Origin of the sequence: Blautia faecicola, assembly GCF_004123145.1 — a bacterium.
Taxonomy (GTDB): domain Bacteria; phylum Bacillota; class Clostridia; order Lachnospirales; family Lachnospiraceae; genus Oliverpabstia; species Oliverpabstia faecicola.
This window is the reverse complement of sequence record NZ_SDKC01000001.1, coordinates 1905223-1922752: the sequence shown is the minus strand read 5'-3', so window position 1 is coordinate 1922752 and position 17530 is coordinate 1905223. Positions and strand designations below refer to the sequence as shown.

General features: G+C 45.0%; 12 protein-coding genes, 1 other RNA gene and 1 other annotated feature. Of the genes, 11 read left to right on the top strand and 2 right to left on the bottom strand.

What is annotated here, in order from left to right:
• The first annotated feature begins 69 nt into the window (after window positions 1–69).
• The 11 genes from ETP43_RS08585 to ETP43_RS08535 all read left to right on the top strand — a co-directional run bounded on the left by ETP43_RS08585 (window position 70) and on the right by ETP43_RS08535 (window position 14247).
• Window positions 70–1152, top strand: coding sequence for an ethanolamine utilization protein EutH (locus ETP43_RS08585; protein ID WP_129257766.1), 1083 nt, complete (start codon window positions 70–72; stop codon window positions 1150–1152).
• Window positions 1153–1322: 170 nt separating this feature from the next.
• Window positions 1323–2441 (top strand): phosphotransferase enzyme family protein, encoded by a 1119-nt coding sequence (locus ETP43_RS08580; protein WP_129257765.1) that lies wholly within the window; start codon window positions 1323–1325, stop codon window positions 2439–2441.
• Window positions 2442–3020: 579 nt separating this feature from the next.
• Window positions 3021–3863, top strand: coding sequence for a cell wall hydrolase (locus tag ETP43_RS08575; RefSeq protein WP_243114237.1), 843 nt, complete (start codon window positions 3021–3023; stop codon window positions 3861–3863).
• Between the two features lie 154 nt (window positions 3864–4017).
• Window positions 4018–5511 (top strand): threonine synthase, encoded by a 1494-nt coding sequence (gene thrC, locus ETP43_RS08570; protein ID WP_022399315.1) that lies wholly within the window; start codon window positions 4018–4020, stop codon window positions 5509–5511.
• Window positions 5512–5594: 83 nt separating this feature from the next.
• Window positions 5595–5775: non-coding RNA, 6S RNA (ssrS, locus tag ETP43_RS08565), on the top strand.
• A gap of 96 nt (window positions 5776–5871) precedes the next feature.
• Window positions 5872–6918: an aldose epimerase family protein gene (locus ETP43_RS08560; RefSeq protein WP_129257764.1), complete on the top strand. Its 1047-nt coding sequence runs from the start codon at window positions 5872–5874 to the stop codon at window positions 6916–6918.
• Between the two features lie 170 nt (window positions 6919–7088).
• Window positions 7089–8645, top strand: a complete 1557-nt coding sequence (locus ETP43_RS08555; protein ID WP_129257763.1) for a SpoIID/LytB domain-containing protein — start codon at window positions 7089–7091, stop codon at window positions 8643–8645.
• A gap of 61 nt (window positions 8646–8706) precedes the next feature.
• Window positions 8707–9636, top strand: a complete 930-nt coding sequence (locus tag ETP43_RS08550) for a YihY/virulence factor BrkB family protein (protein WP_129257762.1) — start codon at window positions 8707–8709, stop codon at window positions 9634–9636.
• Between the two features lie 69 nt (window positions 9637–9705).
• Window positions 9706–9940, top strand: a binding site (T-box leader).
• Between the two features lie 200 nt (window positions 9941–10140).
• Entirely contained in the window at window positions 10141–11172 is a 1032-nt protein-coding gene (pheS, locus tag ETP43_RS08545; RefSeq protein ID WP_022399319.1) for a phenylalanine--tRNA ligase subunit alpha, read from the top strand.
• A gap of 13 nt (window positions 11173–11185) precedes the next feature.
• Window positions 11186–13603 (top strand): phenylalanine--tRNA ligase subunit beta, encoded by a 2418-nt coding sequence (pheT, locus tag ETP43_RS08540; RefSeq protein WP_129257761.1) that lies wholly within the window; start codon window positions 11186–11188, stop codon window positions 13601–13603.
• A gap of 5 nt (window positions 13604–13608) precedes the next feature.
• Complete coding sequence (locus ETP43_RS08535; protein WP_129257760.1) at window positions 13609–14247, top strand: histidine phosphatase family protein; 639 nt, start codon at window positions 13609–13611, stop codon at window positions 14245–14247.
• A 658-nt stretch (window positions 14248–14905) separates the two neighbouring features.
• On the opposite strand, the gene aroA is transcribed toward ETP43_RS08535, so the two are convergent.
• Together aroA and ETP43_RS08525 are read right to left on the bottom strand one after the other, a co-directional pair.
• The gene (aroA, locus tag ETP43_RS08530; RefSeq protein WP_456297956.1) at window positions 14906–16177 is read right to left on the bottom strand and encodes a 3-phosphoshikimate 1-carboxyvinyltransferase; all 1272 of its coding nucleotides are present in this window, start codon (window positions 16175–16177) and stop codon (window positions 14906–14908) included.
• A 22-nt stretch (window positions 16178–16199) separates the two neighbouring features.
• Complete coding sequence (locus tag ETP43_RS08525) at window positions 16200–17300, bottom strand: prephenate dehydrogenase (RefSeq protein WP_129257758.1); 1101 nt, start codon at window positions 17298–17300, stop codon at window positions 16200–16202.
• Window positions 17301–17530 lie beyond the last annotated feature (230 nt).

Here is a 17530-nt window from a genome sequence, read left to right as displayed (position 1 = left end):
GAGCAATGACTGGAAATGGTCATTGCTCATTATTGCGTTGAACATATTTCTGTACAGGGGGAAATTTATATGGACAAGATAATGATGTGGATCATGGCAATCTGTGCTCTGATCGGTGGAACGGACCGGTTGCTGGGGAATCGTCTTGGGCTGGGAAAACGATTTGAGGACGGATTTCAGCTCCTTGGACCGACAGCGCTTTCCATGGCTGGACTGATTTGCATTACGCCGTTGGTATCACTGGGATTGGAATACACGATTGTGCCATTTTATCGTATGCTTCATCTGGATCCAGGTATGCTGGGTGGGATTCTGGCTCTTGATATGGGAGGCTACCAGCTTTGTAAAGAACTGGCACTGGATCCTGCGATTGGAAGATACGGAGGAATTATCGTCGGTGCTACGCTTGGCTGTACGATTACTTTTACGATTCCGGTAGGGATGGGAATGTTAGGCGAGCGGGAGAAGCCATTGTTTGCAAAAGGAATATTAGCAGGTTTGAGTGCGCTGCCTGTCGGAATTTTGGTGGGCGGACTGTTGTGCGGTCTTTCTATTGGGAAATTGCTCATTCAGAGTATTTCGGTATTTCTTCTGGCGGTACTGTTGATACTGGGACTTTCCCGATTCCCGGATGGGATGATTCGTGGATTTCGTGTTTTTGCAGAAATAATTCGTGGTGCAGGAACAATTGGCATTGCTCTGGGAGCATTTTCCTACATGACCGGAGTGCAGCTGCTTCCGGAGATGGCAGGTCTGGATGAGGCACTGGGGGTAGTTTCCTCTATTGGGATTGTTCTTTTGGGCAGTCTGCCATTTGCAGAGATTCTGCAGCGCCTGCTGAAAAAACCGCTGGAATGGGTGGGCGAGAAGATTGGTCTTGGACGACTTGGTACTGCGGGACTTCTTGTGGGAATTGTCAGTGCCTTGCCTGTGATAGCAGATATGAAACAGATGAACGAGAGAGAAATTGTGATGAATGCAGCTCTTCTGGTGTGTGGAACATCCATGGTGGCAGCACATCTCGGATTTGTCCTGGGTGTGGATGCTCCGGCGACAGGAGCACTTCTGGCTGGAAAACTGACCGGGGGCATTGCAGGAGTCTGGATGGCATGGCAGATCATGAAAAAGACTGAAAGCAGCAGAGACAGATAGATACAAATCTAAAATACAGGTATAGAAATACAGAATTTTAAGTTGAGTTTTTCTGACAATATGGTATACTAAATATTATGACGCATGTGACACGGAGTAGAAAAGACTGAAATTACATATACAACCGGCATCCGTATAGAAAAGTCAGAAATACGAAAGGATATAGAACTATGAATCAGGAAAACTTACAGACAGGAAGACAGGAGGCAATCCAGGGATTCGATATTGAGGGAATATTTCTGGAATGTACACCTTGTGGAAATGGTCATATTAATGATACTTTTATGATGTCATTTGACAGAAACGGGGAAACACATCGGTATTCTCTGCAGCACATGAACCGGTCCGTATTCAAGGATCCGGTTTCTCTGATGAATAATATTCTTCATGTGACTGCTTATCTGAAAGAGCAGATTAAGGCACAGGGTGGAGATCCGCAGAGAGAAACACTGGATTTTGTATGTGCCAAGAATGGAGAAGCGTATTTTGTAGACAGTTTTGGAGAGTACTGGAGAGCCTATCATTTTATAGAAGATGCATATGCACTGGATGAAATAAAGGATCCGCAGGATTTTTATGAGAGTGCTGTGGCATTTGGAAATTTTCAGAGAATGCTGGCAGATTTTCCGGCAGATACACTGACAGAAACTATTGCCGGATTTCATGATACCAAGGCACGGTTTGCAGCGTTCGAAAAAGTAGTAGAAGAGGATGTATGCGGAAGAGCAGCTGAAGTGCAGAAAGAGATTCAGTTTGTGAAGGATCGCTATGATGTGGCATGTGTGCTGGGTGATTTGTTAGAAGCTGGTGAACTTCCACTTCGTGTAACGCATAACGATACCAAGTCAAACAATGTTCTGATGGATAATGCGACCGGCAAAGGTCTTTGTGTCATTGACCTGGACACAGTAATGCCGGGACTGGCGGTAAATGATTTTGGTGATTCCATTCGTTTCGGCGCGAGTACAGGTACGGAGGATGAAAAGGATCTTTCCAAAATTTCCTGTGATATGGAACTGTATGATATTTATACAAAAGGTTTCGTAGAAGGATGCGGCGGTGCGCTGACGGATATGGAGATTGAGTGTCTGCCGATCGGAGCGAAGGTTATGACCTATGAGTGTGGAATGAGATTCCTGACAGATTATCTGTCCGGGGATACATATTTTAAGATTGATTATCCGACACACAACCTGGATCGCACGAGAACACAGCTGAAACTGGTGTGGGATATGGAACAGAAGTGGGAGCAGATGCAGGAGATTGCTAGGAAGTATAAAAATAAATAGAGTTGTGGTAACGGATAGACAGGACTAACGGACGAAAGGACGAGCCTGCTCCGTAACCTCAGACAACCGTTGGCAATGCAATTTTGAACTAAATTCCCATGCGCGCTTCGCGTGCTACATCATGAATAAAACCGGAGTTGTATCCGGAAGTTTTTTACAAAAAGATATTGTTTCCTATGTAAGTGTGTTGCATCGAAAATGATATCTTTTTTGTTTAGAAAAGATTGTGGAATAAACATATCGGGCAACTTTGGAAAGAGAATTCTGGCAAAAGCGAAGTACGATGTTGTAAAAAGAAATTAAGGCAGAATGTTGCAAAAATGTAATATTCTGCCTTCTTTTTTGGCGTCACCTGAAAAAATGTTACAAAATCATCAGAAATGTTAAAAAACAATTAAATGTATCGAAAAATAGAAAAAAGTGGGTTCTTGATATCAAAAATACTGTCGTTTTTCATGAAAAAGTGGGAGCAAATTCGTGAAATAAGTAGAAAAAACATAGATTCTTTTGACTTTATTTAGAAATGTGAATAGAATATTACAAAAGTATGAAAAAATAGAAGAACGAAGAGGAATAGAAATGGAACGATTAAAGAAGGCCTGGAATTCTCTTCGGACGATGCTTCTGCGGACAGTCAGAGAACGGAAAAAAGAATGTCTGGCAGTGGGAGCAGGCGCAGCGGTGATCATCGCGGGTGCTGGAAGTCTGATGGGCGGCAAACCGACGATCATAAAGCAGACAGAGGGAGTGGAAGTTACGCAGGAAGCAGTCGGACAAAAAGAGGAAGAGTCGGATACCGGAGACGATGACCCTGACGGGTCGATCCCCTGTGGCTATGCAGGGGTAATCGATGGTATTCAGGCTACGAAAGGGCTGACGAAGAGTTATCGGGCTGTTGGAGGTCCGTGTGAGACGGTTCTCGTGGGACAGTGGATGATTCGAACCGAAACAGTGGCAAAGTTGGATGTGGGAACCCGAATGATCCAGGCGGTGGAGGCTGCAGATCAGCAGACGGAAGATTTGACGAAACAGATGCGTATGTCAGATAAAGACTATGAAAATCTTCTGTCGATCGTGGAGGCAGAAGCCGGTGGAGAAGATCTGGAAGGAAGAATCATGGTTGCGGATGTTATTTTAAACCGTGTGGCGAGTGATCAGTTTCCGGATAATGTAACTTCCGTGATCTGGGACCGGACAGGAGGAAGCCCACAGTTTTCGCCGACCGAAGATGGAAGAATCTATACCGTAACGGTTTCGGATGATACGAGAGAAGCAGTAAACCGTGCGATCGATGGGGAAGATCTGTCGCAGGGGGCGTTGTATTTTATTGCAAGAGACCAGGCAGACGAAAAAAACGTAAAATGGTTCGATGAGAAACTGACTTTTCTGTTTGAACATGGCGGGCACAGTTTTTATGCCTGATATCAGTGATATGTTTTGAACGAAACGATGGAAGCATATTTTGCGATCGGAAATCCGAGAAAATAGGATTGCCAGAAAAAGTGACCTGTGCTATAATTCTAAACTATAGTGATTTACTACATAAAAGCATAAAAATATGTGAGGAGTGTACAGAATGGAAGTATTATACAGAAGTACCAGAGGAAATGGAAGTACAGTAACTGCATCAAATGCAATCTTAAAAGGTCTTTCCGAAGATGGCGGGTTATTTGTACCGGATCAGATTCCGGCACTGGAGGTTCCCATGGAGCAGCTGGCACAGATGTCTTATCAGGAAGTTGCCTATGAAGTAATGAGTCGTTTTCTGACTGATTTTACAGAGGAAGAACTGAAAAAATGTATTCAGTCTGCTTATGATCAGAAATTTGATACCGATGTCATTGCACCTCTTGTAAAAGCAGATGGCGCTTATTATCTGGAGTTATTCCACGGATCTACCATTGCTTTCAAAGATATGGCTCTGTCGATTCTTCCATATCTGCTGACAACAGCAGCAAAGAAAAACGGTGTGACCAATGATATCGTGATCCTGACCGCAACCTCCGGTGATACCGGAAAAGCAGCGATGGCAGGTTTTGCAGATGTACCGGGAACAAAAATCATCGTATTTTACCCGAAGGACGGTGTAAGCCCGATCCAGGAAAAACAGATGGTAACTCAGAAAGGTGACAATACTTACGTTGTTGCGATCCGCGGAAACTTTGATGACGCGCAGACCGGCGTGAAGAAAATCTTCAACGACAGTGAGATGAAAGCAGAGCTGGCAGATGCAGGTTATCAGTTTTCTTCTGCAAACTCAATCAATATCGGTCGTCTGGTTCCACAGATTGTATATTATGTATACGCATATGCAAATCTGTATAAAACAGGACAGATCCAGCCAGGTGAAGAGATTAATGTAGTGGTTCCTACCGGTAACTTTGGAAATATTCTGGCAGCGTACTATGCAAAAAATATGGGACTGCCGATCAAAAAACTGATCTGTGCATCCAATGATAATAAAGTTCTGTTTGACTTCTTTACTACAGGAACTTATGATAGAAACAGAGAATTTATCCTGACAACATCACCGTCTATGGATATTCTGATCTCCAGCAACCTGGAACGTCTGATTTACAGAATTGCAGGAAATGATCCGGAGAAAAATAAAGTTCTGATGGAAGAGTTGACAAAAGATGGTGCTTATCATATCACAGACGAGATGAAAGCACAGCTGGCTGATTTCTATGGAAACTATGCGACAGAAGAAGAGACTGCGGAGACGATCCGAAAGATCTACAAAGACTGTGGTTATGTGATCGATACACATACCAGTGTTGCTGCAACCGTATATGGTAAATACACAAAAGAAACCGGTGATACAGCCAAAACTGTTATTGCATCTACCGCAAGCCCGTATAAGTTCACAAGAAGCGTGATGGAAGCAATTGATGAAGGCAAATATGCTTCCATGGGTGATTTTGAACTGATCGATCAGCTGTCTGAGATTTCTGGCGTTGCTGTACCGAACGCGATCGAAGAGATCCGCAATGCAGAAGTGCGTCACAATACCGTTGCAGAGGTGGCAGAGATGCCTGCTGTTGTGAAGAATATTCTTGGTATTAAATAAACTAAATATTCGCTGAAAATTTGATATTTTTGTACATTATTCCTTGAAATACAACATAGACTAGGGTATAATACAATAAGAAATAACACCTGGGGTGTACGATCCTCTCTTTATTTTGAACCTACATTTACGTTTATGGGACTCCTATATTGTTGATTGGATGTCAGGCCGTCATTACGCAGCGGAAGACAAAAGAGATACTGCGGTCACCCACCTAGCAGTCGCTAGGCGTCAAAAAAAGGGAAACGGCACTCCGGGGTTATAAAAAAAGAAAATGAGGAGTCAGAAAATGACTCTTTTTTTATGTGATTACATAGTTGCTCGGCAGAAAATCAGGAAGCGGCTGGAATGGAGGATAAGATGAGTGTAGAGAAACAGAGTTTTGGAACAACGAAAAAAGGGGAAGCCATTTCTTTGTATACGGTAACCAATAAAAACGGTATGGTAATGAAAGTGACAGATTTTGGTGCGATTCTGGTAAGCGTGCTGGTGCCGGATAAAAACGGAGTTCTGACCGATGTAGTACTCGGATATGATCACGGAGAAGATTATCAGGTAAATCCACCACATTTCGGTTCTACGATCGGAAGAAACGGAAACCGTATCAACGGAGCAGCTTTCATGCTGAATGGAAAGAAGATCCAGCTGACACCGAATGAAAACGGAAACAACCTGCACAGCGGTCCGGATGGATTTGAATTTATGATGTGGGAAGCTGAGACAAAAGAACAGGCAGTTGCCTTCCATCATCACAGCCCGGACGGAGAACAGGGATTTCCTGGAAACTTCGATGTGACAGTTACTTATACACTGACAGATGACAATGCTGTAGAGATCCATTACGAAGGAATTTCCGATCAGGACACCGTAGCCAATATGACCAACCACAGCTACTTTAATCTGGGTGGACATGATTCCGGTAATGTATATGAACAGACTATGCAGCTGAATGCAACCACATATACACCGGTGATCGATTCCAAATCCATTCCTACCGGTGAGATCGCTCCTGTAGTCGGAACTCCGATGGATTTCACACAGCCGAAAGCAATCGGTAAAGAGATCGATGCGGACTTTGAACAGCTGCAGATGACAGGCGGATATGATCATAACTTTGTACTGGACAAACCGAAAGGAGCTTTTGACTGGATGGCAAAAGCATACTGTGAAAAAACTGGAATCGCGCTGGAAGCTTATACAGACTGCCCGGGTGTTCAGTTCTACGCAGCAAACTTTGTAGATAACGAAAAAGGAAAAAATGGTGCGGTATATGACAAACGCCATGCATTCTGCCTGGAATCCCAGTACTGCCCGAATGCGGTCAACGATACGCATTTTGCACAGCCATTCCTGAAAGCAGGAGAAAAATACGATACAAAAACAGTATATCGTTTTCTGGTAAAATAAGAAAAGAAGAATAAGAGGACGCTGTATCCGGTATAACATTCCGAATACAGCGTCTTTTTAACTTGTTTTACTGTCTGTCAGTCATTGTTCAGTGAATCAACTTTGATCGACAGAAAAAAACACAACCCGTCCCGCTGGATAATTTTTTGAAAAATGCCATATACTGAAATATGGGAAAAAATGGTGAAACAAATAAAAATATTCCATGGAAATGGATGCTGACGATTGCAGGAACGGTACTGTTTTTTATTTTACTCTTTCTGATGGGAATACGGGAAGGGAGACAGAAACGGGAAGAGGAAAATGATTATCTGGAGAAATTACAGGCGGAACAGCAGATGGCAAAAGTCGGGACTTCCGGGGAAAATATAGAGGAAGAACAGACGGAAAATGAAAGAAAAGAAAATCAGGATGTATCACAGGAGGATTTCGCAAATCTGGAAAATGAAACGAAGACGGACAGAAAGGAGGATACGATCCGGGTACTGATCTCCGTCGACGGAACGGAACATTATGTTCATTCAGAGGTGCGGATATCCTGCGCGGGAGCCTACTGTGTGAAGGGAGATTTTACGGTGCAGGAGGAGGCGGGCACGGAACTTTGCCTGTCGGAACAGATGCAGCCGGGGCAGACTGTCTGGGTAGAACCGACAGAAGCGACAACACCGCTGACATTGGAATCTGTCAGAAGAAATCAGGGAGCACCTGCCTATCGGGGAATCCTGGAAGTGACAAGAGAGGAAGAGGGATTTCGGATCATTAATCAGGTGGATCTGGAATCGTATCTGAAAGGAGTTGTACCAAGTGAGATGCCTGCTGATGCACCTGTGGAAGCGCTCTGTGCACAGGCGGTCTGCGCGCGAACCTATGCGGTACGCCAGATCAGAGAACAACGAATGGCAGAATGGAATGCAGATGTGGATGATACGGTTTCCTGTCAGGTGTATAACAATATTCCGGAGCAGGAAACAAGCAATCAGGCGGTGGATGCTACCTGTGGGATGGTGATGCTCTGTGGTGGAGAGCCGATCGAAGCCTACTTTTTTTCGACTTCCTGGGGATATACCGATACGGATGAAGTCTGGGATGCAAAGAAAAGCGCGTCTTATCTGAAAAGTGTTGCAGTGAGCCATCAGGCAGTGGAAGCTATGGCAACCGGGAATGGCGCAGAAGAGCAGACAGGAACGGCAAAGCAGACAGACATGTCAGAAACATATTTCCGGGAACTGATATCACAGACAGAAGCGGGAGATTATGAAAAAGAAGATATCTGGTATCGATGGAAAGTGAGTATTCCCTGGGAGGTGCTGAAGGAGCGAAGTGAGAGACAGTATCCCCAGATTGGCACATTTACCGGTTTAGCGATACAGGAAAGAAATCCCGGCGGAGGGGTAAAAATGCTGGAGATTCAGGCAGACAAACAGAGTGTGACACTGGAAAATGAATATGCGATCCGAAAGTTTCTGTCAGTAAAAGGGCTGTCTATTATCAGAAATGATGGAAGTACCTGTAACACGATGGAACTGCTGCCGAGTGCCTGTTTTGTGATCGATACCGGGAACGAACAGGGAATTGATTTGTTGGTATTTACCGGTGGCGGTTATGGGCATGGCGTGGGGATGAGTCAGAACGGAGCAAAGCATCTTGCGGAAGACGGAATGGGTTGGCGGGAGATCCTGCAGGTTTTTTATCAGAATATTACGATAGAAAACTTGCAGGATTTCTGAAAAAATAGTATGATAAAAATAAGTATATAAAAAATAAATATTGCGCAGAAAGGAAAACAAAATGAAAAAGTTCATAAAAATCATGACCGGATTCATGAACCGCATGAATCAGGATCATGTGAGTGCGTTTGCTGCACAGGCAGCATTCTTTATTTTGATGTCCTTTGTGCCCTTTTTGATGCTTCTGCTTCCGCTGGTCACCTACGTTTCGATTACGAAAGATATGGTTGTGGAGATGATTTTACAGGTGATGCCGGATGCAGGGGATTTTCGAAGTTTTCTTTTGAGTATTATTCAGGAAGTTTATGATAAGTCGACTGCAGTGGTACCGATCAGTGCGATCTTTACCCTGTGGAGTGCGGGAAAAGGTCTGCAGGGACTGACGAACGGGGTAAATGCGATTTACCATGTAAAAGAGACAAGAAATTATGTGGTAACCAGGATCCGGTCCGCTTTGTATACGCTGGTTTTTATCCTCGCCGTTATCGGAAGTCTGATCCTTCTGGTATTTGGTAACAGTATCCAGAAGCTTCTGACACGATACATTCCGGCGCTGGCGCGAGTGACAGCTTATATCATTGGCATGCGTACCGCGGTTTCTCTGGTCGTACTGGCACTGATTTTCCTGATGGTCTATAAATTTCTGCCGAACAGGAAAACATCTTTTCGAAGCCAGGTACCTGGTGCGGTGATTTCTGCGGTGGCATGGTCGCTGTTTTCCCTGGGATTTTCCGTTTATCTGGACTATTACGACGGATTTTCCAATATGTACGGAAGCCTGACAACGATTATTTTAATCCTTTTATGGCTGTATTTCTGTATGTATATCGTTCTGATCGGGGCAGAGATCAACGCCTACTTTGAAGAACGTCTTCGCAGACTGCACCGGGTGGCGAGCGAGCGGATCCGCAATGAGTATCAGGGACTTCTACGGGGAATCCGGGAAAATGATCCGGAAGAAGAGAAAACAGAGGAAAAGAAAGAGCAGTAGCAAAAAGGGCGGGAATCGGAAATAGAACTTGACAGATAAGAAGATTCATACTATAATTGATGCCGATAGAAAAAAGCTGTGAAAGTGTCAGTAGATATGTATTTTCTTACAGAGAGAAGGAGTCACCGGCTGCAAGCTCCTTTAAGTTCAGATGCATATTGAGATTCCCACCGGAGCTGCTTCTCTGAAAATACAGTAAGAGAAGACGTACAGACGCGTTAAGTCTTAATGAGTGTCCGTTAATTTTTTAATCGGAAATCAGGGTGGTACCGCGAGATTATGAGATAGTTGCCTCGTCCCTCCAGGAAACTGGAAGGACGGGGCTTTTTTTGTACTGCATATCAATAATTGGTCCGGTGGATCAATTTTGATTCGCGAGCAACGAGCAAAAGTTCGTGCTAGTACGAGACTTTGGCAACTGCTGCGAAAACGAGTGAAATTCGCGAAGCGTATTTTACTCGTTGCCTTGCATCCGCCCCAAACAAATAGAAAAGGAGAACTGCCATGAGCAATAGTATCAAAGAAACATTACAGGCGATTCTGGATGAAGCTTCTGAGAAGATTGAACAGTCCGATGCCCTGGACAAACTGAATGATGTAAGAGTAAATTTCCTTGGTAAAAAAGGACAGCTTACTTCTGTACTGAAAGGTATGAAAGATGTAGCTCCGGAAGACCGCCCGAAAGTAGGACAGATGGTCAACGAGGCCAGAGCAAAGATCGAAACCATGATGGAGGAGACAAAAACCCGTCTGGAGAAAGAACTGCGGGAAGCAAAGATGGCAGCAGAAGTCATCGATGTGACTCTGCCGGCTAAGAAAGCAAATGTAGGACATCGTCATCCGAATACCATTGCTCTGGAAGAAGTAGAAAGAATCTTCATCGGTATGGGTTATGAAGTTGTAGAAGGACCGGAAGTAGAGTATGCGGACTACAACTTCACCAAACTGAATATTCCGGAAGATCATCCGGCTCGTGACGAACAGGATACCTTCTTCATCACAGACAGCATCCTGCTTCGTTCCCAGACCTCTCCGGTACAGGCGAGAACCATGGAACAGGGCAAACTGCCGATCCGTATGATCGCTCCGGGACGTGTATTCCGTTCTGATGAAGTGGATGCAACACATTCTCCGTCCTTCCATCAGATCGAAGGTCTGGTTATTGACAAACATATCACATTTGCAGACCTGAAAGGTACACTGGAAGAATTTGCAAAAGAACTGTTCGGACCGGAAACAAAAACAAAATTCCGTCCGCATCATTTCCCGTTCACAGAACCGAGTGCAGAGGTTGACGTATCCTGCTTCAAATGCGGCGGCAAAGGATGCCGTTTCTGTAAAGGATCCGGCTGGATCGAGATCCTTGGCTGTGGTATGGTTCATCCGCATGTACTTGAGATGTGTGGCATCGATCCGGAAGAATACACTGGTTTTGCATTTGGTGTAGGTCTGGAGCGTATCGCACTTCTGAAATACGAGATCGATGATATGCGCCTTCTGTATGAAAATGACTACAGATTCTTAAAACAGTTCTAGGAGGATAAAAAGAATGAATACATCTTTATCATGGATTAAAATGTTTGTCCCGGATCTGGACGTTACAGCTCAGGAATATACAGATGCGATGACACTGTCCGGAACAAAAGTAGAAGGATATGAATTACTGGATGCCGATCTGGAAAATATCGTGATCGGACAGATCGAAAAGATCGAAAAACATCCGGATGCAGATAAACTGATTATCTGCCAGGTCAATGTAGGAAATGAAGTAACACAGATCGTTACCGGTGCTCCGAACGTAAAAGAAGGAGACAAAGTTCCGGTTGTTCTTCCGGGCGGAAGAGTTGCAGGCGGACACGACGGTAAGAAAACTCCGGGTGGAATCAAGATCAAAGCCGGAAAACTGCGTGGTGTGGATTCCTACGGTATGATGTGCTCCATTGAAGAACTGGGTTCCACAAGAGAAATGTATCCGGAAGCTCCGGAATACGGAATCTATATTTTCCCGGAAGATGCTATCGTTGGTGCAAGCGCGATCGAAGCACTGGGATTGAACGATGCAGTGATCGAATATGAGATCACTTCCAACCGTGTAGACTGCTACGGTGTACTGGGTATCGCAAGAGAAGCAGCAGCTACTTTCCAGAAAAAATTCGTTCCTCCGGTTGTAACAGCTACCGGTAACGACGAAGATATCAACGATTATGTAAAAGTAACTGTAGAAGATAAAGATCTCTGCCCACGTTATTGTGCAAGAGTCGTAAAAAATGTAAAAATCGGTCCGTCACCGAAATGGATGCAGAGATGTCTGGCAGCCAACGGTATCCGCCCGATCAACAACCTGGTAGATATCACAAACTATGTCATGGAAGAATATGGTCAGCCGATGCATGCCTATGATCTGGATACGATCGCAAACCATGAGATCCATGTACGCCGTGCCGGAAAAGACGAAAAATTTGTTACTCTGGACGGACAGGAACGTCAGATGGATGAAAATGTCCTGATGATCTGTGATGGAGAAAAATCCATCGGTATCGCAGGTATCATGGGTGGAGAAAATTCCATGATCACAGACAATGTAAAAACCGTTCTGTTCGAAGCGGCATGCTTTGATGGTCCGAACATCCGTCTGTCTGCAAAGAGAATCGGACTTCGTACCGATGCTTCCGGAAAATTCGAGAAAGGTCTGGATCCGAATAATGCGCAGGCAGCCATCGACCGTGCCTGCCAGCTGATGGAAGAACTGGGAGCCGGTGAAGTTGTCGGTGGTATGGCTGATGTATATACCAAGAAAAAAGAGCCGGTAAGAGTACCGTTTGAGCCGGAAAAAATCAACAGCCTGCTGGGAACCGATATTTCCAAAGAAGATATGCTGGAGTATCTGTCCAGAGTAGAACTGGCGTATGATGAAGCAACTAACGAGATCGTTGCTCCGACTTTCCGTCATGATATCTTCCGTACCGCAGATATCGCAGAAGAAGTTGCACGTTTCTACGGATATGACAATATCCCGACCACACTGCCAAGTGGTGAGGCAACAACAGGAAAACTGCCATTTAAATTGAGAATCGAAGAAGTGGCAAGAGATGTGGCTGAGTACTGTGGATTCTCCCAGGGATACTGCTATTCCTTCGAAAGCCCGAAGGTATTTGACAAACTGCAGATTCCGGCAGAGGATGAACTGAGAAAAGCAATCACAATCTCCAACCCGCTGGGTGAAGATTTCAGTATCATGAGAACCATTTCTCTGAATGGTATGCTGACTTCTCTGGCAACCAACTATAACAGAAGAAATAAAAATGTCCGTCTGTACGAACTGGGCAATGTATATCTGCCAAAAGAACTTCCTCTGACCGAACTGCCGGATGAACGTATGATGTTCACTCTGGGTATGTACGGAGATGGTGATTTCTTTGATATGAAGGGTGTGGTAGAAGAGTTCTTCGATCAGATCGGTATGCATAAGAAAACTGAGTACGATCCGAAAGCCGGTAAGACTTTCCTGCATCCGGGTCGCCAGGCTCTGATCAGCTACGAAAATGAAGTGATGGGTTATCTGGGCGAAGTGCATCCTGCAGTAGCTGATACCTATGGTATCGGAACGCGCGCATATGTGGCAGTTCTGGATATCCTGAATGTCGTAAAACATGCATCCTTCGACCGCAAATACGAAGGAATCGCAAAATTCCCTGCAGTAAACCGTGACATCTCCATGGTAGTACCGAAAGACATCATGGTTGGACAGATCGAGCATATGATCGCACAGAGAGGTGGAAAGATTCTGGAACACTTCGAACTGTTTGATATTTACGAAGGTGATCAGATCGAAAAAGGATTTAAGTCCGTTGCTTATTCTCTGACCTTCCGCTCCAAAGAGAAAACTCTGGAAGAAGCAGAAATCAATGGCGCTATGAACAAGATCCTGAATGGTCTGGAAGGCATGGGAATCCAGCTTAGAAAGTAAAAAAGATGAAAATATATCTGATTCGTCATGGAGAAACTCCATGGAACACACTGGGACGGCTGCAGGGAAGAACGGATATTGAACTGAACGAAAATGGTATCCGCCTTGCAAAAATCACCGGTGAAAAATTAAAAGATGTGCATTTTGACCTGGCAATCGCAAGCCCGTTAAAGCGGGCTTACGAGACCGCCAGACTGGTACTGGGTGACAGAAATATACCGATTCTTACGGATGAGAGAATAGAAGAGATCAGTTTCGGAGAATGGGAAGGGCTTTGCTGTCGAAGGAAGAATTATCAGATTCCGTCAAAAGATTTTGAACAGTTCTTCACGGATCCCTTCGGTTACAAGCCACCGAAAGACGGCGAATCTATTCAGCAGATGATTGACCGCTGCGGTGCCTTCTACGAGGATCTGATCCACAACCCGGACTACCAGAATAAAACAATTCTAATAGCAGCACACGGCTGCTCGACACGGGCCTTTCTCTATTACATTGACGGCCGGAAAGACGACTTCTGGAGAGGTCACGTACCGCCAAACTGCGCGGTAACGATTATTGATGTGAAAGATGGAAAAGCGACGATAGAAGAGCAGGATAAAGTGTACTATAATCCGGAAGATGTTGTAGATTTCTACAAATAAGATATTCAAGGCGTACGCCCCAAATTGCAAAAAGCTCCCCTGCAAAAGCAGTGGGCAGGACGATTTTAAGCTATGTGTTAAGTGCGACTTGTACATCTTATGAAAAAATCCCCATATCACTCGCTTGTCTGCAAATCCGATTGCACAGACAAAAAAGCCTCAGCGTAGCCCGCTACGCCTACGTTTTTTTACCTGTACACTCGAATCTGCATCCTGCGTGATTGATATGGGGAGTTTTTTCAACGATGTACATGATTCGCGGAGAGCCGCTCATCGCCTAGTCTTACTAAACACAGGATCTTAAAACTCGCCCTAACCGCCCGCAAAATGCTTTTGAAAGGCATCTTTTTGCCCTGCTGGGCTGGGTATCGATAAAAATTGTCATTGCGTGCAACTGGAAAGATATGACGAAAAATTAACGGTTGTTTCAAATTTGTTTTGCCAGGAAACAGCCGAGAGCTGCGGGAAACCGGGGTGGACAACACTTTATGGGCGGTTAGGGCAAGCTTTGAAATCCGACGCTTACGAAGACTTTCACTTGGGTCAGCTGACCCAAGTGAATATAGTCGAAGTTAGCGGCTAGTTCAAAGTTGCCCTGCCCATGTTGTCCACCCCGGTTTCCCGCAGCTCTCGGCGTCCCTCTAGCCAATAAAAAATATTACTTCATCAGCTTACCAAGATCCGCATAAAACTCCGGATAAGAAATATCCACACAATCCGCCCGCAGTACTTCCACTCCCCCTTCGGAAACCAGACCGGCTACTGCAAACGACATCGCGATCCTGTGATCCAGATGACTGTCGATAGAAGCATGATGCAACGGTTTGCCACCTCTGATGATCATACCATCATCTGTACCCTCGATATCACATCCCATAGCTCCCAGACTGTTCACCATAATATCCAGTCGGTTCGATTCCTTCACCTTCAGTTCTTCCGCATTTCGAATCACCGTAGTTCCATCTGCATAAGCAGCCAAAACCGCCAGAACCGGAATTTCATCAATCAAAGTCGGGATCAGTTCCCCCTCAATGACCGTACCGTGAAGTTCACTGTGTCGAACCAGAAGATCAGCAACCGGTTCGCCGGCGGCTGTCCGTTCGTTTAACAGGGTGATATCAGCCCCCATTGCCTTGCAGACACGAAGAATCCCATCTCTGGTAGGATTGATTCCCACATCTTTGATCAGCACTTCAGAACCCGGAACCAAAAGAGCAGCCACGATAAAATAAGCAGCGGAAGAAATATCTCCCGGAACAGAAATATCCAATCCGTGAAGTTCCGGATCCGGAGCAATCGAAGCCGTGGTTCCCTCACTGGTGACCTGTGCACCGAAGTGGGAGAGCATCAGCTCCGTATGATTTCTCGAAAGATAAGGTTCCGTAACCGATGTGACACCGTCCGCATACAGTCCGGCAAGCAGGATGCAGGATTTGACCTGCGCAGAGGCTACCGGAGACTGATAATGAATCGCAGTCAATGGGTGTCCCTGAATCTGTAACGGTGCACATTGGTTTTCCTTCAGACTCTCGACCGTAGCACCCATCATAGAAAGCGGTTTGATGATTCTTCCCATCGGCCGGCTCTGGATCGATGCGTCACCGGTAAGTGTTGTGGTAAAATTCTGACCGGCAAGAATACCGGAGATCAGTCGTGTTGTAGTTCCACTGTTACCGGTATCCAGAATCTCTGTCGGAGCAGTAAGCCCGTGAAGGCCTTTCCCATGAATCCGGATTTCCTCCTGTGTATTTTCAATATCGATTCCTAACTTGCGGAAACAGGAGATCGTAGAAAGACAATCCGCTCCCTGCAAAAAATTCGTCACTCTTGTCGTACCGTCAGCCAGTGCACCAAACATCACAGCGCGGTGGGAGATCGACTTGTCTCCCGGAATCTTCACCTCTCCGCGAAGAGGCATTTTTGCCTGCATAAGTTCCATATGTACATCCTCCTTACCGAATATGAAGTGTATAATTCCGTTCTTTCAAAACACCCTGTGCCTTCACACAGGATTCCTCATCATAAAACTCGATCCGAAGAACACCTTCCTCGAATTCTCTGTTGTGAATGATGCCGATATTTTTAATACTAATTGAATTCATCGCAAGCAGTGTGGCAATTGTAGCGATACCACCGGCTTCGTCATAAATATCACAGTAAAAGGCATAAATCTTCTCGATTACCCCTTTGCTCGCTTCCGGAAGAGAATTGCGGTATTCTCTGGAATTACTGAACATATTATAGATTTCATCTGAATCACCATTATCCACCCAGCATTTTGCCTGTACGATCAGGCGGATATACTCGTCGAGCACTTTGGAGATCATTGACCGGTTTTCCAGGCAGATCTGCTGCCACATCACAGGAGAAGAAGAGGCAATACGGGTAATATCCTTAAAACCTCCGGCTGCGATCAGTTTCATATTTTCCTCCGGCGTATCCATCTTCTGTACGGCGTTGACCAGCGTAGAAGCGATGATGTGTGGCAGGTGGCTCACAGCTGCGGTGATGTAATCATGCTCTTCATAAGTAAGTACCAGAGGGATCGCTCCCAGAGAAGAAATCAGCTCCATAAACTGTGTCAGGCGTGGGATATCAATCTGTCCGCCCGGCGTCAGAATATAGTAAGCATTTTCAATCAGCATGTCGGTAGCATTTTCAAAACCGGTCTTTTCGGAACCTGCCATTGGATGTCCTCCGATGAAATGATCGTCCAGACCAAGTTTCTGAACCGCCTGATGGATCTCACCTTTTACACTTCCCACATCCGTAATAATACAGTCCGGACTTATATGATCCTTCAGCCATTCAAGATAAGAAATATTGTCGTGAACCGGCGCGCAGAGGAAAATATAATCGCAGGAAGCAAATGCCTCATCTTCTTTCGTACATTTTACATCCACAATACCCTCAGACACGGCAAGATCCAGCGTAGCTTCCGTTCTGGTATATGCAAAAATTCTAGTCTGCGGGTGAAAACGTTTCAGAGATTTGGCGATGGATCCGCCGATCAGCCCCAGACCGATAAATCCTATATTCAGTGAATCACTCATAGTTGTCTGTCAAAATCCTTTCTCCGTAATTACGCGTGTATTTTGCGTACTTTCACCATTGTAAAACACAGGAGGGGAAAAGTCAATGATTTAGCACTTTAAACTATGGAACTTTAACGCCAAAAAGCATAGAAGGAAAAGAGAAGAGAAAAAGGCACACAGTATAGAAAAAACAGTTCCTCTGAGAAAAATTTCATAAAATGAAGATAAAATATACAAAAAAGAAACAA

What these genes read in the sequence shown, in the direction of transcription:
- ETP43_RS08585 (WP_129257766.1), top strand. Translation starts at nt 70, where the DNA reads ATGGACAAGATAATGATGTGGATCATGGCAATCTGTGCTCTGATCGGT.
- ETP43_RS08555 (WP_129257763.1), top strand. Translation starts at nt 7,089, where the DNA reads ATGGGAAAAAATGGTGAAACAAATAAAAATATTCCATGGAAATGGATG.
- pheT (WP_129257761.1), top strand. Translation starts at nt 11,186, where the DNA reads ATGAATACATCTTTATCATGGATTAAAATGTTTGTCCCGGATCTGGAC.
- pheS (WP_022399319.1), top strand. Translation starts at nt 10,141, where the DNA reads ATGAGCAATAGTATCAAAGAAACATTACAGGCGATTCTGGATGAAGCT.
- ETP43_RS08525 (WP_129257758.1), bottom strand. Translation starts at nt 17,300, where the DNA reads ATGAGTGATTCACTGAATATAGGATTTATCGGTCTGGGGCTGATCGGC.
- ETP43_RS08575 (WP_243114237.1), top strand. Translation starts at nt 3,021, where the DNA reads ATGGAACGATTAAAGAAGGCCTGGAATTCTCTTCGGACGATGCTTCTG.
- ETP43_RS08535 (WP_129257760.1), top strand. Translation starts at nt 13,609, where the DNA reads ATGAAAATATATCTGATTCGTCATGGAGAAACTCCATGGAACACACTG.
- ETP43_RS08560 (WP_129257764.1), top strand. Translation starts at nt 5,872, where the DNA reads ATGAGTGTAGAGAAACAGAGTTTTGGAACAACGAAAAAAGGGGAAGCC.
- thrC (WP_022399315.1), top strand. Translation starts at nt 4,018, where the DNA reads ATGGAAGTATTATACAGAAGTACCAGAGGAAATGGAAGTACAGTAACT.
- aroA (WP_456297956.1), bottom strand. Translation starts at nt 16,177, where the DNA reads ATGCAGGCAAAAATGCCTCTTCGCGGAGAGGTGAAGATTCCGGGAGAC.
- ETP43_RS08580 (WP_129257765.1), top strand. Translation starts at nt 1,323, where the DNA reads ATGAATCAGGAAAACTTACAGACAGGAAGACAGGAGGCAATCCAGGGA.
- ETP43_RS08550 (WP_129257762.1), top strand. Translation starts at nt 8,707, where the DNA reads ATGAAAAAGTTCATAAAAATCATGACCGGATTCATGAACCGCATGAAT.